This window comes from Streptomyces sp. NL15-2K (assembly GCF_030551255.1).
Classification (GTDB): Bacteria; Actinomycetota; Actinomycetes; order Streptomycetales; family Streptomycetaceae; genus Streptomyces.
This window is the reverse complement of the sequence record NZ_CP130630.1, coordinates 199,246-221,361: the sequence shown is the minus strand read 5'-3', so window position 1 is coordinate 221,361 and position 22,116 is coordinate 199,246. Positions and strand designations below refer to the sequence as shown.

General features: G+C 68.3%; 19 protein-coding genes and 5 pseudogenes. 13 read left to right on the top strand and 11 right to left on the bottom strand.

Annotation, left to right across the window (positions count from 1 at the left end; all coding sequences use genetic code 11):
* Positions 1–342: 342 nt before the first annotated feature.
* Both Q4V64_RS00860 and Q4V64_RS00855 read right to left on the bottom strand, forming a co-directional pair.
* The gene (locus tag Q4V64_RS00860; protein WP_303708697.1) at positions 343–1,101 is read right to left on the bottom strand and encodes a hypothetical protein; all 759 of its coding nucleotides are present in this window, start codon (positions 1,099–1,101) and stop codon (positions 343–345) included.
* Positions 1,098–2,324, bottom strand: a complete 1,227-nt coding sequence (locus tag Q4V64_RS00855; RefSeq protein ID WP_303715403.1) for an IS110 family transposase — start codon at positions 2,322–2,324, stop codon at positions 1,098–1,100. Before Q4V64_RS00855 ends, Q4V64_RS00860 begins: the two co-directional genes overlap by 4 nt.
* Before the next feature lie 687 nt (positions 2,325–3,011).
* Here Q4V64_RS00855 and Q4V64_RS00850 point away from each other — a divergent pair.
* On the top strand, positions 3,012–3,914 hold the full coding sequence (locus Q4V64_RS00850) for an NADP-dependent oxidoreductase (RefSeq protein ID WP_124445263.1): 903 nt from the start codon (positions 3,012–3,014) through the stop codon (positions 3,912–3,914).
* A 20-nt stretch (positions 3,915–3,934) separates the two neighbouring features.
* On the opposite strand, the pseudogene Q4V64_RS00845 reads toward Q4V64_RS00850, so the two are convergent.
* A pseudogene (locus Q4V64_RS00845) lies at positions 3,935–4,123 on the bottom strand (ISL3 family transposase); the annotation flags it as partial.
* Between the two features lie 64 nt (positions 4,124–4,187).
* Between Q4V64_RS00845 and Q4V64_RS00840 the strand changes: the two are divergent.
* The 5 genes and pseudogenes from Q4V64_RS00840 to Q4V64_RS00820 all read left to right on the top strand — a co-directional run.
* Positions 4,188–4,592 (top strand): annotated as a pseudogene (locus tag Q4V64_RS00840) (LD-carboxypeptidase); the annotation flags it as partial.
* A gap of 1,041 nt (positions 4,593–5,633) precedes the next feature.
* A complete protein-coding gene (locus Q4V64_RS00835) occupies positions 5,634–5,819 on the top strand; it encodes a hypothetical protein (RefSeq protein WP_124445261.1) in 186 nt (61 codons plus the stop codon).
* Positions 5,820–5,910: 91 nt separating this feature from the next.
* Positions 5,911–6,348, top strand: coding sequence for a glutaredoxin domain-containing protein (locus Q4V64_RS00830; protein ID WP_124445260.1), 438 nt, complete (start codon positions 5,911–5,913; stop codon positions 6,346–6,348).
* 409 nt (positions 6,349–6,757) lie between these two features.
* The gene (locus Q4V64_RS00825; protein ID WP_124445259.1) at positions 6,758–7,408 is read left to right on the top strand and encodes a hypothetical protein; all 651 of its coding nucleotides are present in this window, start codon (positions 6,758–6,760) and stop codon (positions 7,406–7,408) included.
* 179 nt (positions 7,409–7,587) lie between these two features.
* The gene (locus Q4V64_RS00820; RefSeq protein ID WP_124445258.1) at positions 7,588–8,274 is read left to right on the top strand and encodes a hypothetical protein; all 687 of its coding nucleotides are present in this window, start codon (positions 7,588–7,590) and stop codon (positions 8,272–8,274) included.
* A 32-nt stretch (positions 8,275–8,306) separates the two neighbouring features.
* Here the strand turns inward: Q4V64_RS00820 and Q4V64_RS00815 are convergent, their stop codons facing one another.
* The 3 genes from Q4V64_RS00815 to Q4V64_RS00805 form a co-directional block, all read right to left on the bottom strand.
* Positions 8,307–9,155, bottom strand: a complete 849-nt coding sequence (locus tag Q4V64_RS00815) for a PIN domain-containing protein (RefSeq protein WP_253267481.1) — start codon at positions 9,153–9,155, stop codon at positions 8,307–8,309.
* Positions 9,137–9,259: a hypothetical protein gene (locus Q4V64_RS00810; protein WP_301184615.1), complete on the bottom strand. Its 123-nt coding sequence runs from the start codon at positions 9,257–9,259 to the stop codon at positions 9,137–9,139. Before Q4V64_RS00810 ends, Q4V64_RS00815 begins: the two co-directional genes overlap by 19 nt.
* A 182-nt stretch (positions 9,260–9,441) precedes the next feature.
* The gene (locus Q4V64_RS00805) at positions 9,442–9,663 is read right to left on the bottom strand and encodes a hypothetical protein (protein WP_148100407.1); all 222 of its coding nucleotides are present in this window, start codon (positions 9,661–9,663) and stop codon (positions 9,442–9,444) included.
* A gap of 353 nt (positions 9,664–10,016) precedes the next feature.
* Between Q4V64_RS00805 and Q4V64_RS00800 the strand changes: the two genes are divergently transcribed.
* A complete protein-coding gene (locus Q4V64_RS00800; RefSeq protein WP_124445256.1) occupies positions 10,017–10,394 on the top strand; it encodes a hypothetical protein in 378 nt (125 codons plus the stop codon).
* A gap of 6 nt (positions 10,395–10,400) precedes the next feature.
* Positions 10,401–13,097, top strand: coding sequence for an Hsp70 family protein (locus Q4V64_RS00795; RefSeq protein ID WP_124445255.1), 2,697 nt, complete (start codon positions 10,401–10,403; stop codon positions 13,095–13,097).
* A 507-nt stretch (positions 13,098–13,604) separates the two neighbouring features.
* On the opposite strand, the gene Q4V64_RS00790 is transcribed toward Q4V64_RS00795, so the two are convergent.
* Positions 13,605–14,390 (bottom strand): helix-turn-helix transcriptional regulator, encoded by a 786-nt coding sequence (locus tag Q4V64_RS00790; protein ID WP_124445254.1) that lies wholly within the window; start codon positions 14,388–14,390, stop codon positions 13,605–13,607.
* A gap of 266 nt (positions 14,391–14,656) precedes the next feature.
* Here Q4V64_RS00790 and Q4V64_RS00785 point away from each other — a divergent pair, with 266 nt between their 5' ends.
* Together Q4V64_RS00785 and Q4V64_RS54640 are read left to right on the top strand one after the other, a co-directional pair.
* A complete protein-coding gene (locus tag Q4V64_RS00785) occupies positions 14,657–14,935 on the top strand; it encodes a hypothetical protein (protein ID WP_124445253.1) in 279 nt (92 codons plus the stop codon).
* A gap of 411 nt (positions 14,936–15,346) precedes the next feature.
* Positions 15,347–15,663: pseudogene (locus Q4V64_RS54640) on the top strand (site-specific integrase); the annotation flags it as partial.
* Here the strand turns inward: Q4V64_RS54640 and Q4V64_RS00775 are convergent.
* Positions 15,626–16,867 carry an MFS transporter gene (locus tag Q4V64_RS00775; RefSeq protein ID WP_172629579.1) on the bottom strand — a complete coding sequence of 414 codons (1,242 nt, stop codon included), beginning with the start codon at positions 16,865–16,867 and terminating at the stop codon, positions 15,626–15,628. The pseudogene Q4V64_RS54640 and the gene Q4V64_RS00775 overlap by 38 nt on opposite strands.
* 99 nt (positions 16,868–16,966) lie before the next feature.
* Between Q4V64_RS00775 and Q4V64_RS00770 the strand changes: the two are divergent.
* Positions 16,967–18,051: pseudogene (locus tag Q4V64_RS00770) on the top strand (DUF5937 family protein).
* Between the two features lie 192 nt (positions 18,052–18,243).
* Here Q4V64_RS00770 and Q4V64_RS00765 read toward each other — a convergent pair.
* Positions 18,244–18,485 (bottom strand): annotated as a pseudogene (locus Q4V64_RS00765) (Tn3 family transposase); the annotation flags it as partial.
* Positions 18,486–19,222: 737 nt separating this feature from the next.
* Entirely contained in the window at positions 19,223–20,044 is an 822-nt protein-coding gene (locus Q4V64_RS00760) for an AraC family ligand binding domain-containing protein (protein WP_124445251.1), read from the bottom strand.
* A 210-nt stretch (positions 20,045–20,254) separates the two neighbouring features.
* Between Q4V64_RS00760 and Q4V64_RS00755 the strand changes: the two genes are divergently transcribed.
* Both Q4V64_RS00755 and Q4V64_RS00750 read left to right on the top strand, forming a co-directional pair.
* Entirely contained in the window at positions 20,255–20,791 is a 537-nt protein-coding gene (locus Q4V64_RS00755; protein ID WP_124445250.1) for an NAD(P)H-dependent oxidoreductase, read from the top strand.
* 422 nt (positions 20,792–21,213) lie between these two features.
* The gene (locus tag Q4V64_RS00750) at positions 21,214–21,642 is read left to right on the top strand and encodes an ester cyclase (RefSeq protein ID WP_124445249.1); all 429 of its coding nucleotides are present in this window, start codon (positions 21,214–21,216) and stop codon (positions 21,640–21,642) included.
* A 148-nt stretch (positions 21,643–21,790) separates the two neighbouring features.
* Here the strand turns inward: Q4V64_RS00750 and Q4V64_RS00745 are convergent, their stop codons facing one another.
* A complete protein-coding gene (locus Q4V64_RS00745) occupies positions 21,791–21,997 on the bottom strand; it encodes a hypothetical protein (protein ID WP_172629573.1) in 207 nt (68 codons plus the stop codon).
* Between the last annotated feature and the right edge of the window lie 119 nt (positions 21,998–22,116).

Sequence of the window (22,116 nt, the reverse complement as noted above, 5' to 3'; positions counted from 1 at the left end):
GAAGCGACCCCCGCCCCCGGCATCCGGATTGCCTCCGGGCACTGGGGGCCGTTTTCTGTGTTCACATCCGCTCGCAACACGTGGAAGCAACTGTCAGAGGCCCACTGGGAGGCGCAGTTATCACCTACGTCGGAACAGCCCCCCACTGGTACACCTTTGATCGGAACTGGCCGTCCTGCCCGACCGCACTATCCCCACGTCGGCCTGTATCAGTGCCGTTTTCCTCATCGTCATCATCGCCAGCGAGGGCCTGGCCACCGCCCGCGCCTGCAGCCTGGGCGGCGGTCACGGAATTCCCCACCTCAGGTGGATTCGGCGTCAGGCAATTCCCCACCCTCGCGGTCATGCTTCCCCATGGGGGCGGCGGTTCGCGAACGACGACTCGGTTCGCTCTGAAACCGATCTACGTTTACGATTTTCCGGTGCTTTCCCGGTTGCTTGAAGTCCTCGGGTCAGGCGCGCGAGCGGCTCAGGGATCTGGCGTACGGTCATGCTTTGTTGCAGGAGTTCGAGGTCCGCGCCATGAGCGCCGAGATGGGCCAGGAGCGGCTGGTAGCGGTCGGGGCGATCGCGGAGGAACTCGGTGGTCAGCCGGAGCTCCAGCCGCACGCATTCGATGTGGTGCCCGCCGCAGTTCACGGTGACGTAGTGCCGCCAAGGGCCGGGTCCCTGGCACTCCCATCCATCCTCGTCGCACGATACTTCCACGGTGCTGACGCTGAATCCCACGCCGTCCAGGCCGTAGCAGGCGAAGTACTGCGGGGCTGATGCGAGCGCTTGTGGAGCGGTCAGACACGGCAAGTCCGCGAGTGCTTCGGCAACGGCGTCGACGTCCTGGCGTCGGTCGACGAGGATGTCGACATCGCCCACCGGCAGGTCGACGCCTTGCAGGCAAGCCGCTGCTGTGCCGACGAGCCGGTACCGCAGCCCCGGATCGACAGCCCTGATCAGGTCAAAGCCGGTGCGCAGCACCTCGTCCAGTTCGTCGCGGTCGCGCAGCGGCCGAGTCTCGATCCTATCCATGGTCGACAGGATGCCCGCTGGGTCTGACATTGCCTGTTCCCGCTGACGGGTCAGACACCCCATGTCGTTGGGGGTCAAGTGGCAGGGGTGTGGGCGTGGTGTGACCAGGCGGTCGCTTCGTCGTAGAGGGTTCGGGTCTTGAGGCATCCGTGGAGGATGCCGACGAGGCGGTTGCCGAGTTGGCGCAGGGCCGGGTTGTAACCGGCTTCGCGGGCGCGTTGCTTGTCGTAGTAGCGGCGGGCGCCGGGGGATGCCCGCAGGGCGGAGAACGCCTGGGTCTGCAGCGCGTCGGCGAGCCGGTTGTTGCGGACGTAGCGGGCCTGGACGGTGTGGCTCTTGCCGGAGGCCCGGGTGATGGGGCTGGTGCCGGCGTAGTTCTTGCGGGCTTTCGCGGACGCGTAGCGGGCGGGGTCGTCTCCGAACTCGGCGAGCACCCGGGCGCCGGTGATCTCCGCGATGCCGGGCATCGAGAGGTAGATCTCAGCGTCCGGGTGCTTCAGAAAATGGGCCTTCACCTGCCCTTCCAGGTCGGTTATCTGCTCGTTCAGCGCGATCAGCAGCTTCGCGTGGGCGGTGGCGGTGGCCGCGTAGGCGGCGGTGACCGGCTCGGGCAGGCCGAGTTGCCTCTCGCGCAGCGCGGTGATGATCGTGGCTGCCTTCGCGTCCCGGTTGTGCCGGCGGGCGCGGGCCAGGACGGCGGTGATCTGGGTGCGGGTCAGCTTTGCCCCGGCCGCCGGGGTGGGGGCCTTGATCAGCAGTTCCAGCGCGTCCGTGCTGGTCAGCGTGAGATCCGCGTAGGCGTGCAGGGCGGCGGGGAAGTACTCGCGCAGCGTGCTGCGCAGCCGCTGGAACGTGCGGGTGCGTTCCCAGATCAAGGTCTGGTGGGCGCGGGCGACGACCTTGACGGCCTGGGCCTGCTCGCTGTCCCCGGCCACCGGACGCAGCTGGTCCCGGTCGATGCGGACCATGTCGGCCAGCGCGTGCGCGTCGCCCTTGTCGCTCTTGGCACCGGAGGAGCCGTACCGCTCCTTGAACCGGGCGGCCTGCCGGGGGTTGATGGCATAGACCCGGTAGCCGGAGGCGATCAGCGCCTGCACCCACGAACCACGGTCGGTCTCGATCCCGATCACCACCCCGGCCGGATCAAGGTCCTCGCCGCCGTGCTTCGCAACGAGCTCGTGCAGCTTCGCGATCCCCTCCACGCCCTCGGACAGCCTCGCCACGGCCAGTTTCCGGCCCGCCTCGTCCTGGACCTCGACATCATGGTGGTCTTCGGCCCAGTCATCGCCGATCAGCAGCAACTCACCCTCCCAGTCCGGTACTTCGCTCCGTGCAGCCCGCGGAAGGCGCGGCACGCGGCCTAATGGATCCAGTGCTCACGCCCCACTGCCCGGCGGGCACGCCACCCCGTCAACGGTCTGGCCTTCCGGCCCACCAGCAGGGGCACGGTCTGACCTCAGAAGTCGGATGCTTCCGGCGGCGTGAGTGCTCACCCACTGGCGGCTACAGCACCGAGTCTCTACGACCCGACAACTCCCATTAGGCGGCCTGTTCCAGGCGAAACGGTTGCCGGGACCGACGCAGTTGTCACCGGGCGAATCCCGGCTCGCAAACCTCGGCGCCCGGGAGCCGCCCGCGAAGCCTGCCCGTCTTTGGCCCTGCGGCCGGCCATCAGCGGCAATCGGGTCCGTTTGCGCAACCTTGCTTCGACGAGCACACAGTCATCGTTTCCCCCGTGAGCGCTCCGTCGACTCACAGTTGATGGCTTGCTGCAAGATCCGGGCCAGAAGGAGCTGGGACGACCAGCCGGCGGGCATGTGTGGGTCGAGGTGGCCGCAGAGGCAGCTCGCCAGGTGCGGGCGGTCATGACGTAGGGTCGATGGATCGGAGTAGAAACGTGCTCTGGGGCCGAGCAGATAGCCGGACAGGGAGTACGCGCACACGCGGTATCGGACGATCCGCCACTTCTTCCGCGGAAGGAGTGCGTCATGAGGGCAGCACAGTTCAGCCGGTTCGGCGGCCCGGAGTTTCTGGAGATCGTTGACCTCCCCGATCCCCATCCCGGTGCCGGAGAGATACGGATCAAGGTCCGTGCCGCGGGGATCAACGCCAGCGACTGGAAAAAGCGGCAGGGCCTGATGGACCAGGAACTGCCCCAGACCCTGGGCTACGAGGCTGCGGGTATCGTTGACGAGATCGGCGACGATGTCTCGGGTGTCACGGTTGGTGACCGGGTCTTCGGGGCCTCACCATATGGAGCCGCCCAAGCGGAGTTGGCCGTGCTGTCCTATTGGGCCCAGATCCCGAACTCGCTCGACTGTGCGAGGTCTGCAGCGATCCCCGCGGCAGCCGAGACCGCAGCGCGCTCGCTCGACCAGCTTGGCGTCACAGCGGGCAGCACTGTGCTCATCAACGGGGCATCTGGCAGCGTAGGGAGTGCCGCTGTCCAACTCGCCATGGAGCGCGGCGCCCGCGTCATCGGCACGGGTAGTCCAGGCACGCACGATGCCCTCCGCTCGCTCGGGGCCGAGCCGGTGGCATACGGCGACGGGATGCCAGAACGAGTCCGGGCAATCATGCCGTCGGGTGTCGACTTCGCACTGGACGTCGCTGGCAGTGGCGTCCTTCCCGAACTCGTGGAACTCGTGGGCGCGCCCGAGCACGTGATCACGGTCGCCGACTTCCGCGGCGCGCAGCAGACGGGCATCCGCTTCAGCCGCGGCGACAACGGCCGCGCCACCTATGCGTTGGCCCAGGTCGCCCAAATGGCCGAAACTGGACGATTCTCCATCCAGGTCGGCCAGACCTTCCCCTTGACAGAGGTGGCCCACGCGCACCGCGTCGGCGAAGCCGGGACTGTGCGTGGCAAACTCGTGCTACTCGTGGACTGACCGGTCTTGAAAGGGACTCTTCACGATTGAAGGGGCAATTGCGGCCTGAATCCGCAGGTCTCGAGCAGTGACCGTGCAAGGTAGTTGGGCAGGTTGCGGCCGAGCGTAACGACCTCGGCCAGCGCGCGAGGAACGCCGCGGCTGATGGGCGCGATGGGCTTGTCCATCAGCGCGCGACCGCAGGTCCGGTCGGGCTCGCGGTAGGCGGCTGGCCGGTCGGGATGAGGATCGCGTCTTCGATCTGAACTCTGCGTTCGGTGACCCGGGGTCCGCGCGGTGTTTGCCGCCATGGGCGGCAAGGGCACATACCGCATCGTTGACGACCTCGATACCGACGCGCTGCGCCGTGACCCGAAACCGGTGGTCGGCTTCAGCGACATCACCCACCTCCACCTCGCCCTATGGGATCGATGCCGCTTGGCCTGCCTGCACGGCCCCTTCCCCAACGCGAGCGACGAATGGTGCGGGCCGTCATCAGCCGACGCCGTTCGCCGCGCGCTGATGACCACTGATCCCGTCATCATTCACCGGGACACCAGCCAGGCCAGTGCGGCAGTCTCCGTCGAGGGCACCGCGACCGGTGTCCTGGTCGGCGGCAACCTTGACGCGATCCGCACCGAGGCCGGAGCCGGTCTGCCGAACCTCAAGGGGGCGATCCTCTTTGTCGAACACCAGTGAGGCACAGGGCTGGGGGAGGCCGACCGCGCGCTGACCCAGCTGACCCGTACCGGGGCTCTGGACGGGTTGCACGGGGTCGTGCTCGGCCAGTTCATCGGCTTCGACCAGGATGACGATGACCCGACCCTGGGGGATGGGGCATTGCCGACGTCCTGCGTGACCGGCTGACTCGCCTGGGCGTTCCTGTCCTCGGCGGGCTCCCTGCCGGCCACGGCCCACACCCTCCGACCATCCCGCTGGGCACTCAGGCCACGATCGACACCGCCGCAGGAAACCCTGACGGTTCAGCCAGTCGTCGTCTGACTGTCGACTGCCTTGCCCGGCCAGCAGGGACCACAGCGGTGGATGGCTGTCCGGTCTTTCACCGTGTGTGGCTCCGGGCGCGTATCGACTCCAGGTACCGCCGGCCTCGGTGACCAGCCGGGTGGCGGTCTTGTCGTGGTAGCCGAGTGCCTTCGCGATGGCGAGGGGCGGGGCAGCACTTGGAGAGCGAGCTGTCGGATTGCGGAGGTCCTGCCGCGCTGCGACGGGACGCCGATCTCACGCAGATGGACTTGGAGGCTGACTGGGTTCATCGGCTGTCCGGCCTGGCGGCCGGGGAAGAGCCACTGTGCACTCCTGCTGCTGGCGTAGGGCAGATGCGGACGGGACTGGATGTAGGCCCGCATCAGGTCGGCGACGGGCTTCGGCAGCGGGACGGCGGGCCCCCAACTGGATGGTGACGGTGGTCTCGTCGTCGGTGACGTCGTCGATGGTGAGGCGAACGATGCGGCTGACAGATTGCGCATAGAGGAGAACGAGCGCGGCGGTGACCCTGGCCCGCATGGGCAGGGAGTCATCATATGGCCAGGCTCTCGGCGTGCCAGGCGTCGATGTCGGCCTGCTGACACTGCCCGATGGCGTGGCCTTGGCTGGCGAGCCATCAGAGGAAGGCACCAGCCTGGGTGACTTCCTGCTTGGTGTGGTTGCTCTGGGAGCGTCCCAGCGGTGCCTTCTCTGCCTCTGCCCGCAGGCGCGCCGCATCTGGTGCCAGGTGGCGAAGTGCCGGAGAAGCTGGCGGTGTTCGGGTTCCTCGATGGTGGCGAGCCGTTCGATCAGCTACCGCTGGTAGAGGAGGAGCCGCCGGTCGACTCGCGGGAGGACGCCGCTGTCCATCTGGTTGCGCTGTTCAGCGGACGTGCGGGCGGCCTCCGCCCGATCATGTGCTCCGGCCAAAGAAGCACATGAGCACGACGAAGGCCACCTCGGCGGCCGGCGAACACCCAGGTGAGCTGCCTGGTTCGAGGAGCATTTCGACCCATCGATAGCCTGCGTCACCATGATGCGCGCTTGGATCCTGCCGATGCTGCTTGTGCTCTGCGGCTCAGCCGTCGCGGCTGGGCTGATCTTCAAGGGGAACTTCGGCACAGCTGCAGCACTCCAGCTGGCGTTCCTGACGCTCGCAGGCGTGAACTCGCCCCTGATCTTCCCGAGGTCGATCGGTGCGCGGGAGGCACAACGCCGCAGCGTGGTCGACGGACGGCCAGTCGTCTTCTGGCGTCCGGGCTGCAAGTACTGCGTGCGACTCCGCATTCGGCTGGGCCGTAGCGCCCGCCAGTTGTATTGGGTCGACATCTGGCGTGACCCGACAGGAGCTGCAGCGGTGAGGGCAGCCAATGACGGCAACGAGACCGTGCCAACCGTCGTCGTGGCGGGCCAGCCACACACCAACCCCGCTCCCGAATGGGTGCGCGAACAGCTCTCCCCTTGCACGTGATCAGAAACCGCGCCTTACGGAGAGGCGCCCGCAGACCTGAGCGGACAGAGATGAAGAGACAAGCTCGTGCTTTCGTTTCGACGTGAGTCCGGGAGTCACCTCGGCCGCACCTGCATGATCAAAGGCAGTGGGAAGTGACGTCACTCAGTGACCTCTTTTCAACCTGCCTGATCGCTTGGGATCCGACGTGGCGACACCAGCCCCTGGATCCCCTCGCTGGTGGTCTCCAGTGCCACTCCACGGCACTCGCCACCCATCCCGCGCGCCGACACGGAGGCCGGCGAAACGGATCGAGTGTCGCCGCCCGACTCCGACATGGCCGCTCGACCATGACCTCGATAAGGTCAGGCGACGAGTGGACCGTCCGGCAGGCCGGACGTGTGTCCTCACCTCCGGAGACAGGTTGTCGATGCGTCTGCATCCAGGCGAGACCGAGGCCGTTGGCTGGCGGGTGGTGACCGTGCTCGATGCCGTTCGGCAGCTGCGCGATGCATCACCCGACGTCACCGGACGTCCGCGGGTGATCGCGATTGACGGCCGGGGCGGCGCCGGCAAGACGACCCTGGCCGAGCGGCTGCGCAAAGTGGTGCCCAACTCCGCCATCATCCACACCGACGACATCGCCTGGAACCACGCCTACTTCGGCTGGGGTGCCGTGCTCGTCGAGAACATCCTGCAACCCCTGCATCGAGGTGAGGCGGTGCACTTCCGCCCTGATGCCTGGATCACCCACGACCGGCCCGGATCGATCACGATCCCCGCCGGTGCCGACTTCATCTGGGTCGAGGGCACCGGCGTCATCCGCGAAGAGCTTGCCCCGTGGTTGGACGCCTCGGTGTGGATGCAGGGTGACCTCGATGAGCAGGAGCGCTTGTTGGTCGTCCGCAACGGTGACTCCCCCGAGCAGCTGACGCATGTGGCGAACTGGCTGCTGGAGGAACTGCCGTTCATGTTGCGAGAACAGCCGTGGGCCCGAGCCACCATGATCGTCGCCGGCCCTCCCCAGATCGACCACGATCCGGACACCGAGTTGATCGTCGCCCCGCCGACCAGCCCTTAGCTCGGCCGACCCAGTTCCCCCTATGAATCCCTTCGGCAGAAGCACGTCTCACGCTTCCACCGCACAGCCCCCAACTGACGTCAAAACAAACCGGCATCGCAAACTCGGTCAGAGGGTGACTCCCACAGTCACCTCGAAAAGACTCCCACACCGAGATACAAAACCAATAGGTTGCTCTGATGAAGCTGCCTGCGTACTGGATGACCCGTCCCGCTCCACCCCCGGACCGCGGAACGTCGGCATCCTTTGACCGACTGCTGGAGCAAGCGCTCGCGAACGGTCCCGATGAGCCCATCGACTACCGGCTCGAGGCGCCGAAATGGCAGTTCCTGTGCCATGCCGCAGACCGCGGCAGACTGCTGTTGCACGGCTCGGGCGACCCGGCGATCAGCCGCTTCGAACCCCGGCAGCCGGACGACAACAGCGAGTTCGGCAACCGGCGCGCGGTCTTCGCCGCCGGCGACGGGCTCTGGCCGATGTACTACGCGATCCTGGACCGGGACCGCCACCCGATGTCGTTGATCAATGGCTGCGTCCGCCTCGCCAGCGGCAGCGAGCGGCTCGGCGAGCCGCACTACTACTTCTCCATCAGCGCGCAGGCGCTGAAGCAGCAGCCCTGGCGTCCCGGCACGGTTTACCTGCTGCCCGCCGGCACCTTCGAGCTGCAGCCGCGGATGCGGGTCGGCGATGTCTCGGTGCAGCTGGCCCAATGGGCAAGTCCCGTACCAGTGACCCCTGTCGCCAAACTGGCCGTGCAGCCGGAGGACTTCCCGTTCCTGGACCAGATCCGCGGCCATGATGATGAGCGGCTCTGGACCCGTGCCGCCGCGGACCCGGATGGCTTCCCCTGGCATGAGGAGGCGTGACGCATGCGTCGCGGCGCGGCTTGAGGAGCGGTCTACCCTGCGCCGGCTTCCTGCTGGGCGGCCTGCCTCTCGCGGCGCTTCGCTCGGGTGCCGTTGCCAGGCTTGTCCTGCGCCTCCCAGTCCGGCTCCGGCCCCGGGTCCTTCGCCGGTACCTTCGTCACGTTCAGCCCAGCGGCCCGGCCGCGGGTGTGCTGCCCGGTGTCGCACGTCAACAGCCGCACCGGCCGGGCGGCGAGGGCCTGGACAGCCACCACCCGGTCAATGATCTCGTCGTCGGTGATGGGCAGACGTACATGGCCGGGCTGGTCCATGACGATCTCCACGTTCACTTCGCCGTGCCACGCGGCAGGCTCGCCACTGTTGTCCGCGTAACGCAGGATGCCGGAGGTGGATCCGCTGAGGGTGTGGTCCAGGAGCCCGAGCGTATGGGAAGCCCGCCACCTGGCCTGGTGCTTGCCGGCGTCCATCAAGCTGTCGAGTTCGTGGACCACGGCGATGGGGAACAGCAGCCGGATGTGCTCGTTCGGCGGCATTCCTAGCACCTGGTGCAGGTCGGCGTTGGCGAGCGCGACCGTGTTTGGGATGTAGAAGCTGGAGTCGGCGACCACGAACCACCCAATCCCGGTCCAACGGGCTGTCTGCGCCTCCAGCGCGTTCCCGGCTGCCTCCAGGGCCTGGATGCGTTCGGTGACCTCCAGGTCGACGAGGCCGTTGACGAGGCGCTGCTGATCGGTCCCGGAGAGCGTGCCGCAGCTGCCCAGAAGGGACCCGTAGCGGCGGGTGAAGAGGAGGTGACCGATGTCCTTGTCACTGATCTGGGAGCGCAACAGTTCTGCTGCCTCGGTGGCCCACGCCAGGTACTTCAGGAGACGGGAGAACACGCCACCGGGGGCAGGCCCGCGAAGGCCATAGCTTTGAAGCGGACGTCGTTCAGGACCTTGCGGATGTTTTTGCGGTCGGCTCCCGGGCGGGGCGTGATGAGCATGCGCTGATCCTGCCAGGGATGTCCGACAGTCCGCTGCCGCGCCGGGCCGGGGCGCGCCTGACGCTTCCCGCTGCCAGAGCGTCAGGAGGAATAGGCGCGATTCCGGCACGTCACGAACTGGGGGTCGCCAGGGAAGAGGATGACTATCCGGCGGTAGCGCTTACAGCTAGCTACCTGCTGTTTTACGCCCAATCCAGATGTCGCACCAGGAAAATGCCGGGGCCGACCTCCCGAGAGGAGGTGCGTATCCGGTCAGCGATGCCGGAGGGCCAGACAGTGCCGGATGACCAGATTGCATTGATCCCAGGTAGCCGGTCGGGTTCGAGGCCGGTGAGGTCGGCAGCAGTCAAGTCGAGAACAACCGTGGCGAGTACGGCTGCCAGCGACTGGCCGATTTCACCCATGCGGACTGCGGTTCTCGCCCCTGAGCTGTCGCGCACCACCATTGAGGTCAGGGGGACGGTCGGGCCTGGACGCGTCAGCCTCCCAGGCCACGGCGGCCCGGGCGAAGGTGGCCCAGCAGAAGAAGGCCAACCAGAAGCTCGTGGAGTCAGCGTGGGCGGAGCGCGGCCCACCCTGCCACTTCGCCCCACCCGCGGCCGCGCCACCCTCGTCTTGCACAGGGGCCCGACAACAAGGTACAACACCTCATCCTGCGCAAATTCTGACCAACCCGGCGTTTCCCAATACGTCACGGTGCTCGCCGCGCGCCGCTAGAGTTGCCCCCTGCGGAGAGGGAACGGGGGAGAGCGTCGTGATGTCAGCGGAGATTCCGGTCCGGCTCGTGTTTGACGCGGGGGACGACGACCCGGAGTACGCCGAAGAGCTGCTCCAATACCTGATCGAGGAGCTGCGCGGGCTCGACCTGGCGAGCATCGACCGGGTCCCGCAGTCCCCGCCACCGCCGGGCACCCGCGGGACGGGCGCACTGGAGCTAGGCGCACTGCTGATCGGTCTCGGCGGCAGCGGTGCGCTACTCCCGGTGCTCGCCGGCCTTGTACAGGACTGGCTCAACCGCAGACGCTCCGGAACAGTGCGACTCAAGCTCGGCGACGACGAGATCGAACTGACTGCCGCCTCCGACGAGGTGCAGCAGCGCGCACTGGACGAATTCCTCCGCCGCCACGGGGAGTAACCCGCCGTGGCGACTCGGGCCCTGATCATCGCCAACAGCACGTACGACGACGACCACTTCGCCACGCTGCCAGCCGCCGCCGCGGACGCCGCGCAGTTGGCGGCGGTGCTGGGCGATCCGGACATCGCGGGATTCGAGGTCGAGACCCTCGTCGATGTCGGTCAGCGCGCGGCGATGCGCGCGCTGGAGTCCTTCTTCACCCGGGCCGGGCGCGACGACCTGCTCCTGCTGCACCTGTCGCTGCACGGGTGGAAGGACGTCCGCAACCGCCTGTACTTCGTCATGCGCGACACCGAACGCGACTATCCCGGCTCCACCGCTGTCTCCGCGGAAACAGTCGGCACCTTCATGGGCGAGAGTCGCTCCAGGCGCATCGTCGTCCTGCTGGACTGCTGCTACAGCGGGGCATTCACCCTGAACGCGCTGCGCCGCGACGCCGGGACGCCCACCGTCGACATCGCCGAGCCCTTCGCGGGCAACGGCCGGGTCGTCCTTACAGCCTCCACCGCCCTGCAGTACGCCCATGAGAGCGAGCAGGACGTCCGCTACAGCCGCACCCCCGCCCAACCGTCCGTGTTCACCTCGGCGGTGGTCCGTGGCCTGCGGGACGGCTCCGCCGACCTTGACGGCGACGGCCTGGTCTCGGTCGACGAGCTCTACGACTACGTCCACGAGCAGGTACGGCAACGCATCGCCGGCCAGACCCCCACGCTCAGCGTGGACAGTGCCCAGGGCACGATCTACCTGGCCCGCAGCCCCCGGCACGGCGACGTCGACCGGCTCGCCGAGATGCGGGCGGCCGTGCTCGACGTCCAGCCCTGGAAGCGCATCGGCTCCCTCCACCTCGTCGAGCAGCTGCTCGGCAGCGTCCGTGAACCGACCCGGGACGCGGCCAGAGCGGCGCTGCTCGGACTTATCGCCGACGCGGACCGCGAAGTCGCCCGCCGGGCACGGCAGTTGTGGCACGAGCGGGGACTGGGCGATATCCCCACGGCGCGGGCGGCACGCCCCGCCCGCCCGTCACCGCCGCGCCGACTCACCGGGACCTCCGGTCCTGTGGTGGGCATCGACTTCGGTACGACGAACTCGTCGATCGCCCTCCTCGAAGGCGAGGACGTACGCCTGATCCCCAACGCGGAGGGCGCCCTCACGACACCGAGCCTGGTGGCCGTCACAGCAGACGGAGGAATCCTCGTGGGCACGGCCGCCAAGCGACAGTCGATTGCGAACCCCGACTACACGGTGCGGTCCGTCAAGCTGCGGCTGGGCACGGACTGGAGCATCACCCGAGGAGCGGTCCAACTGACGGCGGAGGACGCCGCGGAGCTCATCCTGCGGCGTCTGCGGGAGGACGCGGAGGCGTACGCCGGGGAGCCACCCCGGCTGGCGGTCATGACGGTGCCGGCGAACTTCGACCTGGTCCAGCGGGCGGTGCTGGTGGAGAGCGCCCGCCGGGCCGGGCTCGACGTGCGGCGGGTCCTCAACGAACCGACGGCTGCGGCGCTCACGTACGGGCTGAACAGGGAGGAGGACGCCACCGTACTGATCTTCGACCTCGGCGGCGGCACCCTGGACGTCACTCTCATCGAGGTCGGGGACGGTCTCGTGGAGGTCAAGGCGACCTGCGGCGACAACCACCTCGGCGGTGACGACTGGGACCAGCGGATCGTGCAGCACCTGTTGCGCCGGGTGTGGGACAGGCACGGTGTGGACCTCACGCAGGACGTCCCGGCGCGCCAGCGGCTCCAGGAAGCCGCCGAGGCAGCGAAGGTGGAGCTGTCGTCGGCGAGCAGCGCCACCGTCCGTCTGCCCTTCCTGTCCTCCACCGCGGACTTCCCAGTGCACCTCGACGAGACCCTGACGCGCACCGAGTTCGAGGGCATGACCCGGGACCTGCTGGCGCGCTGCCGCCGACCGATCGAACAGGCCATCCGTGACGCCGGGATCCGGCACTCCGAACTCGACCAGGTGATCCTGACCGGCGGCGCCACGCGGATGCCGGCGATCGGTGAGCTGGTGCGCCGACTCACCGGTGGCAGACAGCCCTATCGCGGTCTCATCCCCGAGGGGATCGTCACTGGTGCCGCCATCCAGGGTGGCGTGCTCGCCGGAGGCGTCAAGGACGTGCTGCTCCTCGACGTGGTCTCGGCCTCGCTCGGTTTCGAGACCTACGACGGCACGGTGCTGAAGGTGATCGAGCGGAACACCACCATCCCCACGCTCAGGTGGGCGTTCGTCGCCACGAGTGAGAACGGTCAGACCACCATGACCGTGCACGTCGTCGAGGGCGAAAGCCCGAATGTCACGGACAACAGGACGCTCGCCGTCCTCGAGGTCTCGGATTTGCCCCGGCATCCCCGGCGCACTCCGGTGATCGAGGTGGTCCTGGATGTCGACGCCAACACCATCCTGCACGTCACGGCCAAGGAACTGCGGGGCCATACCCACGAACTGGCTGGTCGTGCGAGCGAACTGGCCGAGGCCCGCGCGGCCTTGGGCCGCGTGTGGAGCTACAACAGCCCGGAAGCGGAACGCCTGAGGGCGAAAGTGGCCGCGCTGGAGGCCAAGTACTTCACCGGCCGGGAGTGGCAGACGACGGTCGACCGCTCCTCCATGACGCGGGCCGCCAGTCTCCTACAGTCCCCCCAGTGGCAGGCCCTGCGCGGCCTCGCTCCGCTCGCCTGGGAGGCTCCGGAGCCCTGACCCGCGCGCCGCGCCACCCTCATCCTCCGTAGAGGCACGGAACATGAGGCGTGCAAGAGGAACGGCTCCTCCTGGTCATCCTGTGCTGGAAGAAGGAAGCAGCCCAGGAACGGGATCAAGGCGGCGGGAAGCAGCCCGTGCGCAGGAGAGGAACCACGACCGAGGACCTGGCCCGCAGTGCCTCACGCGTGCCGTGCCCCACCTGCAAGGCCCCGGTGGGGAAGCCCTGTACGGTGCCGGGCAGCCGCCCGGCTCGCTTTCGGCGCATCCAGAAGCAGCAGCGGCCGTGAACCGTTTCCCACTGCGAGGACCGGTTCGTGAACGCTCGTCAGTCTCCAGACTGCGGTCGTTCTTACTGAACAGGGCCCTCAGATCCCGGCCTGCCACGTCCACCCCCGATGAGATGATCACTGGAAGCCCAACCTATGCACGCCGGGCTACGCGAGGGAGTCGGTCTCCGCACCGTGCCAGCGGGTGACCCAGCGGGTGACCTGGGGCGCTGCTCCGTCATGTCGGGCACCTGGGCAGCACGATGGTCAACTGGGCCAGCGTGTCGGGCTCGACGCGGATCCCAGGGAGCCATAGGTGCTGCCCTTTCCGCGAGACCTGGATCCAGATGCTGCTGTGTTTTTCTTCCTCGTCGGTGACGGTGACGCCGTCGGCGATCCGGCAACGCGCGTGCAGCAGGTCATGGTGCCAGACGCGGTCGGCGGAGTTGGCCGTCGTGTAGGGACGGTAGGGGTCCCAGGCCAGATGCAGCGCGCATTCGTGCGTACGGGGTTTCTGGCATTTCTCTTCGACGTTGTGGACGAGCACGCCGGCATCGCTATAGCCGGTCTTCGCGTCCTTCGCTTCGGTGACGCCCTGGGCAGGGGGCGCGGTGGGTGAGTGCTGGAGGCCGAACAGCGTCAGCCCGGCCGCAAGGCCGATGGCGGTGCCGGCCGCGGCGAAGCCCCATGAACCGGTCAGGCGCTTGCGCAGTCGGCGCGGCCAGGTGGGGGAGGGTTGTTGTGGCGGGGCGGCAGGGGCTGGTTCCTCGGGCCGGCTGCGGTCGGCGGCCTCCCATAAAGCCCGGTACACGCTGGGGTCTGCTCCCAGCGCCCGGCACAGGTCCCGGACGACGGGCCATGGAGGCACGGTTTCGCCGCGGAAGTAGCGGGAGAGGGACGAGTCGCTGATGCGGACCTGGGTTTCCAGGGTGCGAAGCGTGCGGCCCGAGCTTCGCTGCAGTCCCCGCAGCGCCTCGCCCAGCCTTCGTGCTGCCGCTGCGTCCTGCGGACGTTGGCCACTCATCGACAAGGGTCTCCCCGCAGTGCCGCAACCGTGTCCCGTCGGCTGCTTCATGTCCCGGGACGGATACGTCCCAGCAGGTCAGGAATGTATTGATCCCGACATCAGTGAAGCAAGCGGGACCCGCTGGCGAAGAGCGATCTACCACCGCAAACTCGGCGTACCGGCTGCGCAGATCACCCCCGAGGGTGAGTGGGCCGGTGGCCATGGCCGTGCCGGCACAAGCCGCATGAGCCGAGTGTGAACCCCCACCGAAAGGAAGCTTCACCATGCGTGTACGCACCATGTTCTGCGCCCTCGCAGCGATCGCCGTGACTGGACTCGGCATGAGCGCAGCGGCGCCCGCAGTCGCGGCGCCTGCCGCAGCCTCCTCGCACGTGACCGCCGTCCAGGCGGCCGACGGCCTCAACGTCCACCGGGGCAAGTACTTCACCCTGAGCGGCTGCCAGACGGCCGGCCAGCAGGGCATCGATCGCGGACACTGGGACGCCTACCAGTGCGCCGATGGCACCTGGCCCTTGCGGTGGAACCTGTGGACCAATCGCTGAGAACGTAGCGCCGCCGGCGGCCCCCCGAACACAGGGAGGCCGCCAGCGGCCGCGGACCGCCCGACTACTGACGGCCCGGCAACACTCGCCCGCTGCCTCCTCCTCTCCCGCATGCCCGTCGTCAGCTGCCCCTCCGGTGCGGCAGGGATCCAGGGAGGACAGTGGCCGCCCCCGTTCATGATCAAGACCGGGGGCTCTGTGCTGCCCTGGGAGCGCGGACGCCGCCGCCAAAGGCAGCGTCCCCTTCCCAGACACAAAGAGCCGGTACCGCCAGGTGGTACCGGCTCCTGGCGGTGCCGCGCTGCAACACGAGGCCGTGAGGTCCCTGTTCGGCTGGTGGGGCGACGGCTGGGGTGACCGGCCCAGCGAGACCGAGGCCGTCGTCGACCAGCTCCTGGACGACCTCGGTGCCACCGTCGACCTGCACCAGCACTACAACGCCCCAAAGGGCCTGGACACCAGCCTGGCTCCTCTCTCTTACGGGCAGGCCCGCGCCCTGCTCGACGAGCACACCGCCCTGCGCGGACCGGGCACGGGCTGGGACTGCACGAGTACCCCACTCCGCCCTGACCCATCTCGGGGAACAGGGCACCTCGCTGCTGATGCTGATGCTGATGGCGAAGTCCCGGCACAAGAAGCCGGAGAACGTCCGCCGCTACTTCAAGCCGTCCCCCGAGGCGATCGCCGAGCTCACGAGCCTGCTCGCGCCCGGCGGCAGCAACCGCTGAGCCGCGTTCCTTGATCCTTCTCGGTGGCAACGGCGGTGGCGGAGAGGGGCGTCGCAGCGGTGAGGCTGCCCCAGAGGGCGGCCGAGCCGTGGGAGGCGAGAGCGGTGATGACCGCCGGGGAGACGGCGAGACCGAAGCCAGTGGAGAGCTGAAAGCGCGCGAGGGCGCGTCCCAGGGCATGGGCCGGCGCCAGGGCGGTGACGAGCGCGGTGGCGCTGCCGGCATAGATGATCTCGCCGATGGTGCAGACCACGGACACCGTGGCGACGGCCGGGGCACTCCACCCGTGTCCCACTGAGGTGGCCGCGAGGAAGCCGAGGTAAGACGCGGCGAGTACCACGCCGGCGAGAGCCAGCACGGTCCGCCGGGAGAAGCGGGACATCAGGACGGTGACCGGCACCTGCAGGGTGACCACCAGCACAGTGTTCGCCACAAAGATGGCTGCCGACCACACCGGGGATGCGTGCAGCTGTGTCACCAGGGCCAGGGGGAGCGCGATTTCGGGGACGTTGAGGCAGAAGACGTAGACCACGTTGGCGGCCAGCAGCGCGCGCATCCGAGGTGCGGGCCCGTCGGCCCTGGCCGTGGCCGGAGTAGCGGCCGGATGCGTGTGCAGGTGGACCGACCATGCCAAGGCTGCCGCGGCGAGATAGGCGAGCCCGGTGACGGCTGCCAGCGCCTGCTGTGCAGTGGTGCCGCCCGCCAGGCATGCGGTGGCGAGGAGGGCGCCCGCGCCCAGGCCGGCGTTGCGCAGGGCGCGGCCTCCCGCGAGAGCGGTGTCGCGTTCGCGGCCGTGGGCGACGTTGGCCACGAGTGCTGCGTGGGCGGCCGGCCATGCCTGGTTGCCGATGCCGAGGAAGAGTGCCGCCGTCGCGAACAGCCAGACGTGCCCCGCCGGGGCGGCCAGCAGCAGCGCCACGCCCAGCACCCGTACCAGCATCGACGCTGCCACGACCGTGGTACGTGCGCCCTGGTCCAGAGATCGGCCGACAGCGGGCATGCACACCAGACCCACGACGACGCCGGCCGTCATGGCGATGCGGGTGGCCGGCGCCGACAGCTTCAGCACCGTCACCCCGTAGAGCAGCAGAAAGGGCCGCAGCAGGCCGGTGCCGAGCGCGTCCACGGCCAGGGCGACGGCATAGCGGGGGCCTCCGGAGGCACGGACGAGGGCGCGCGGCTGGAGCTTGGTGGTGGTTGCCATGGCGTCAACGGTGCGTTCGGCCACCGGGCCGACTATGTCGGTTGACGAACACCGTCAACCGACGCGTTCGTCGGCCATCCGACCGGCGATGATGAGGGGATGACGTTGAGGATCGACATCGGCGGCCTGCCGTCCGGGCGACTGAGGTTCGCTGCCTCCCCGCTGGCCGAGCTGACCGCGATGCTGCACGTGCTGGCCGAACCCGGGCATCACCCGCAGCTCGCCGGCTGGGCCGGGGACGTCTGGGCTGGGCTGCGGCCGGAGCTGGCCGAGCGGTTCAGGGAGGCGGAGTTCCTCTGGCGTTCCTCACGAGCCGACTTCCTGGTCCCCGCCCGTCCCCGGCCGACCCTCGCCGAGGAGTTGGACGATGTAGACCGGATCGACGACGAAACCTATGTGACCGCCGCGCTCATCACCACGTGCGGCAGCAACCGGGTCCACTTCGCCGGCCCGTCACCGCTCGCCGACGCGACTGCGCGCGAGCGGGCCCTGGACCTCGCCCAGGCCCGCGGCGCGCTCCAAGAGGCCTTCGCGGAACGGCTGCTCGCGGACCCCGCAGCCGTGCGGGCACGGGTGCGTCACACCCTCGAACAGTGCGCCGACGCCTTCTTCGACGCCACCTGGACGGGCGTCGCCGTGCAACTCGCCACCGACCTGCGGCTGAAGAACGACCTGCTGAAGCGCCAGGGCATCGGGGCGGCACTCGCGTCAATCTCCAGCGCCGTGACCCTCGCGCCGGACGGCAACCGCATCATCGTGGACAAGCTGCAGGACAAGGCGACCGCCGCCCACGATACCGGGGTCACCTTCCTCCCCAGCGTCTTCGGCCGCCCGCACCTGGTGGCGGTCCATGCGCCCGGGTGGCAACCGGTGGTGCAGTACCCCGTGGCCGAGCCGAGTCCATCGGAGCCGGTATCGCTGGAAACGGTCACACTACGGCTGGAGGCACTCGCGCATCCGGTACGGCTGCGGCTGCTGCGCACCCTGGCCCGCGGCCCGCACACCACCGGTGAGCTGGCCCACGCCTGGGAACTTTCACCCCCGGAAGTTTCCCGCCACCTCGCTGTCCTGCGCCGCGCGGGCTGCTCACGGCCCGGCGGCAAGGTCGTTACGTCCGTTACACCCTCAATCTGCCCGGTCTGACGGCGCTGGGGGCCGACCTGCTGGCGGCCGTACTGCGCTGAGTAGCTTCGGTCTGCCAGAACGCGGCCGACCGCCGCCTTCGCAACATCGTTCGACTCGGCAGGCCGCCGAGCAGTGCCGGCGGGACTGCCTGCTGCCCTCGGGTAGCCGGGCAGCGGACTGGCTGCACCGCCGGACGTTCCTCCTGGCCGAACCCCTGGGGCATCCTGTTCGGCCGTGCGGGCCAGGGCCTGTCACTCCTCGTCGATCACGTCTTTGTCGCGCAGCGGACGCAGACCGCCGGGCAGGTCGGGAGCTGGGAGGAGTAGCGGCCGAGCATGTTGATGTGATGCCGGACGAACGGGGAGAGGCGGGCCACATCTTCGTCACGGACGTCGAAGCCGGTCGCGCGCAGCTGGTTCACAGCGGCGTCCATGTAGCGGGTGTTGAACAGTACGAGCGCGTTCAGGACCGGGCCGAGCGCGCCGATCTGGTCTTATCCGAACTAGCCCAGCACCGCCTTGAACCGGCTGACTCCCTTCTCCACCACGGAAAGTAGTGGTGGAGAAGTTGGAGAGCTGAGTGTCGTCGGGCGTGTCGGCGCTCTCCTCCGATGGAGCCTCCACGTGCAGAGAGCGATGTACCTGAAACGTCGTCACCGACACGGTCCAGGCTCCTAACCTGGCCCGATGGATACAGCTGTCGAGATAGTCAGCGCCCGGACGCGCCAGCTATTCTGGGAGCTCAGCTCCATCATCGAGCTGAGTCCCCTGCGAGCATGCTGGACAGGTGAGGGCTTCTCTCCCGTGGAGGCCGCGCAGACTCGCTCGGGTGGAGCTCGCAAGCAGGTCTTCAGCTCCTTCGCCGAAGGCGTTGACTGGACCGACGAGGGACAGGTACAGCGGGCCCTGCGCGCATTCGAGGGCATGTTGGATGAGTGCACCAGCAATAGCCGGCACAACCTCCACCAGCGACCTTGCTCCCACCTCAACCAGAAACGGACATCGCCTTACGAACCGCCCACTAAGGATCTGGGCAACCCGAGCCACGCTGCCGGCCCCAGCCTGCCGCTGGGGCCGGCAGCACGCTGACCACTACGTGGGCTCAAGACCAAACTCGTGACCGTCCCGCATCCCACCTGCTCCTCCGGGACGGCCCGTTGGCGCACGACCGGATGTGGTCCCGCTGGTCGTGGTCACACGGTGGTGCTGGCCTTGCGGAATTCCAGTGGGGTCACCCCTGTGTGGCGGGTGAAGAACTTGCCGAAGTTGCTGGCTTCGGTGAAGCCGAGCCGGGTGGCGATGGACAGCACGGTCCGGTCGGTGTAGACGAGCAGACGTTTGGCTTCGAGCAGGACGCGGGCGTTGACGATGTGTTTCGCGGAGTGTCCGGTGGCGGCCAGGGATGCCCGGGTGAGGGTCTTGGCGCCGTGTAGCCGAGCCGGGCGGCGTAGTCCTCGACCTGACGGGTGGAGGCGTAGGAGCCTTCGATCTCCTGGAGGAAACGGGTGTAGATGTCCCCTCCGTGTCCCGGGTCGGGTGCGTCGGCGGGGGCGGATAGTCGGCGAATGCGCAGGATGACGGCGGCGAGCAGGTGTCGGAGCAGGTGGGCGTCGGGAGAGGTCGCGGTCGATTCGGCGTGGAGCTCGGTGATGAGGGTGACCAGCCGACTCTGCTCCTCCTTGTCCAGATCTCTACGCACGGTCCGAACGGGGTCGCGCAGCAGGTGGTCGGTCGTGGGCAATTGCGGGAAGTCCGGTGTGAACCAGATCAGCCATCCTGAAAGACCGGGCGGGGGAAAGCCGCGCTGGACCTGGCCGGGCCGTATCCACAGCAGTGTCCCCGGCGCGCAGGAGTAGGGGACGAAGTCGACCTCGTGATCGTCGAAACCCGCCGTGACCAAGGCGATCTGGTGGAAGTCGAGGCGGTGAGGGCCCGCACACTCGGCACGCTCGCGTGTCTCGTCCGTGGTCGCCACCTCGATGCCCAGACCGGGCTGGGGCCCCAGGCGCTGGTAGCCGACTCGTGGGATGACGTGTCCGGTAATGACTGTCACGAGTCCCGAGTGTACCTGGGAGGAATGGACTCTGGCGGATTCACTTGATGCATCAAGTTACTCGGGCGGCACAACCTCCGAACCGGCCGGTTCGGGCGCCCGACCGCGAGAGGCGTACGCGCCGGCGCCACCGCTGTGGCGTCGGCGTCCCTGGCCTGACGGCCCGGGTACGACCGCCTCCCACCGTTTCCACGTAAGGGTTCTTTCACCATGTCCAAGGTTCTTCTGCTCGTTGGTCATCCCGATCTGTCCGCCTCCAGGCACAACGGGGCACTCGTCGACGCCGTACGCGACCTGGAGCACGTCACCGTGCGCGACCTGTCCGCCCTCTACCCCGACTTCGAGATCGACGGGGACGCCGAGCGGGCACTGCTCGCGGAGCACGACGTGATCGTCTTCCAGCACCCGCTGCGCTGGTACAGCACGCCCGCGATCTTCCGCCAGTGGCAGGACGCGGTCCTGACCCATGGCTGGGCGTTCAACTACGAGGGCAAGCCGACGCGGACCACCGGCAAGAAGGCCGTCCTGGCGGTCACCATCGGCGGTCAGGCCGAGGATTACAGCCTCGACGGATCGATCGGGTTCACGATGGACCAGATCCTGGCCCCCTGGCACGCCACGCTCAGCCTGTGCCAGTTCGACCTCCAGCCGCTGTTCGTCCTGCACGGCGCCGCCTTCGGCCTCTCCGACGAGGATGTCTTCTCCACGGCCAAGGACTACCGCGAACTCCTCGCGTCCTTCGCCTGACCGTGCCCCGCCGCGTGCTTTCCGTGGTCTTACAAGAGGGTCGGCGGCCTCCTGCCCGGCATGGCGGTAGGCGCGTGGCGGCGGAGTCCTCTGCTGGTGCAGAACAGCCCGGCTCCACAGGGGTATGCCAGTTGCCGCAGAGGCTCTCCCGGGCGGTTCAAGTCCCCGCCGCAGTGGCGGGCGAGCGGTCAGCTGGTGATGTTGCTTTGAGCGATGGAGTAGATGCGGTTGTCGGGGCGCGGAAGAAGCGGAAGCGGTAGTCGGTTCCGCCTCCTCCGGCCCCGGCGACCACGTGGACGGGAGAGACCCACTTCGCTCCGTTCTGCTCCAGGCGCCCTGCTCGTCCAACCCGCCAGTTCGACCCGATTCCACTGTCCATCACCGGGGCGGAGCCGCTCCGTCCATCCACATTGGAGAAGCACATGTCTTCCTCGAACGTCGAAACCCAAGCGTCCACCGCCGACTTGCACCGACTTGCCGATGAGTACGTCAAGCTCGTCAACCTGCGTGACCTCGACGCTCTGTTCGCCCTGTACTCGCCGGACTTCCGCAGCCACGCTGCCGACGGCACCGCCACCGGCCTCGAGGAGACCCGCGCGGTGCTGGCATCGTTCCTCGACGCGGTCCCCGACTTCGCCGTCACGCCCGTCCGTGTCATCGCCGAGGACGATTGGTTCGCGATCAGCTTCATCCTCACCGGCACGAACACCGGGCCCTTCAACGGCACTCCCGCCACCGGCCGATCGATCAAGGTGCTGGAGCTCCGCATGTACAAGGTGGCAGACGGGAAGTTCACCGAGCACTGGGGCCTCATCGACCTGGCGACGCTCTTCGCCCAGCTGCAGTCCTGAGAGGGTCGTACGTGAGTTGATGTCTGTTCCACCCTTTCGGGAGGAGCAGGCGGGCCGGCCGCAGCGTCGCCGGGCGGCTACGGCCGCGACTGGGCGAACAAGCTCTGCTTGGTCTCGACCGGATTCCGCGCTCGGTCATCCGCTTGAGCTACAGGCGGGTGTTGTCGATGTCGCTGGGCGCGATCTCCATGTCCATCGCCTCGCACACCCGCCGCGCCCGCAGCGGCGCGTCGGCCGAGGTGAACACCGCCATGATCTGCCGGTAGGCCGGATGGTCCGGCAGCTTCGGGGCCGGCGGCGCCGGCGGCTGCGGATCGGGCAGCTCCAGCAGCGTCGAGCCTCGGTTCTCCGTCATCGCCTAGTGAAGTGCTCCGACAAGGGCTTCGTTGTCCTCCCGTAGTTGGCGAAGGTCCTCGGCATCTGCCGCCCGGAGTTCCTTCAGTTTGCAGATCTGCTGGCGAAGACGTCTTTCGC

Bases quoted from the DNA above. Each gene is read 5' to 3' on its own strand.
- Q4V64_RS00850 (WP_124445263.1), top strand. From the start codon at position 3,012: ATGAGGGCAGCACAGTTCAGCCGGTTCGGCGGCCCGGAGTTTCTGGAG.
- Q4V64_RS00830 (WP_124445260.1), top strand. From the start codon at position 5,911: ATGATGCGCGCTTGGATCCTGCCGATGCTGCTTGTGCTCTGCGGCTCA.
- Q4V64_RS00825 (WP_124445259.1), top strand. From the start codon at position 6,758: ATGCGTCTGCATCCAGGCGAGACCGAGGCCGTTGGCTGGCGGGTGGTG.
- Q4V64_RS00820 (WP_124445258.1), top strand. From the start codon at position 7,588: ATGAAGCTGCCTGCGTACTGGATGACCCGTCCCGCTCCACCCCCGGAC.
- Q4V64_RS00810 (WP_301184615.1), bottom strand. From the start codon at position 9,259: ATGCTCATCACGCCCCGCCCGGGAGCCGACCGCAAAAACATCCGCAAG.
- Q4V64_RS00805 (WP_148100407.1), bottom strand. From the start codon at position 9,663: ATGGGTGAAATCGGCCAGTCGCTGGCAGCCGTACTCGCCACGGTTGTT.
- Q4V64_RS00800 (WP_124445256.1), top strand. From the start codon at position 10,017: ATGTCAGCGGAGATTCCGGTCCGGCTCGTGTTTGACGCGGGGGACGAC.
- Q4V64_RS00790 (WP_124445254.1), bottom strand. From the start codon at position 14,390: ATGAGTGGCCAACGTCCGCAGGACGCAGCGGCAGCACGAAGGCTGGGC.
- Q4V64_RS00785 (WP_124445253.1), top strand. From the start codon at position 14,657: ATGCGTGTACGCACCATGTTCTGCGCCCTCGCAGCGATCGCCGTGACT.
- Q4V64_RS00775 (WP_172629579.1), bottom strand. From the start codon at position 16,867: ATGGCAACCACCACCAAGCTCCAGCCGCGCGCCCTCGTCCGTGCCTCC.
- Q4V64_RS00755 (WP_124445250.1), top strand. From the start codon at position 20,255: ATGTCCAAGGTTCTTCTGCTCGTTGGTCATCCCGATCTGTCCGCCTCC.
- Q4V64_RS00750 (WP_124445249.1), top strand. From the start codon at position 21,214: ATGTCTTCCTCGAACGTCGAAACCCAAGCGTCCACCGCCGACTTGCAC.
- Q4V64_RS00745 (WP_172629573.1), bottom strand. From the start codon at position 21,997: ATGACGGAGAACCGAGGCTCGACGCTGCTGGAGCTGCCCGATCCGCAG.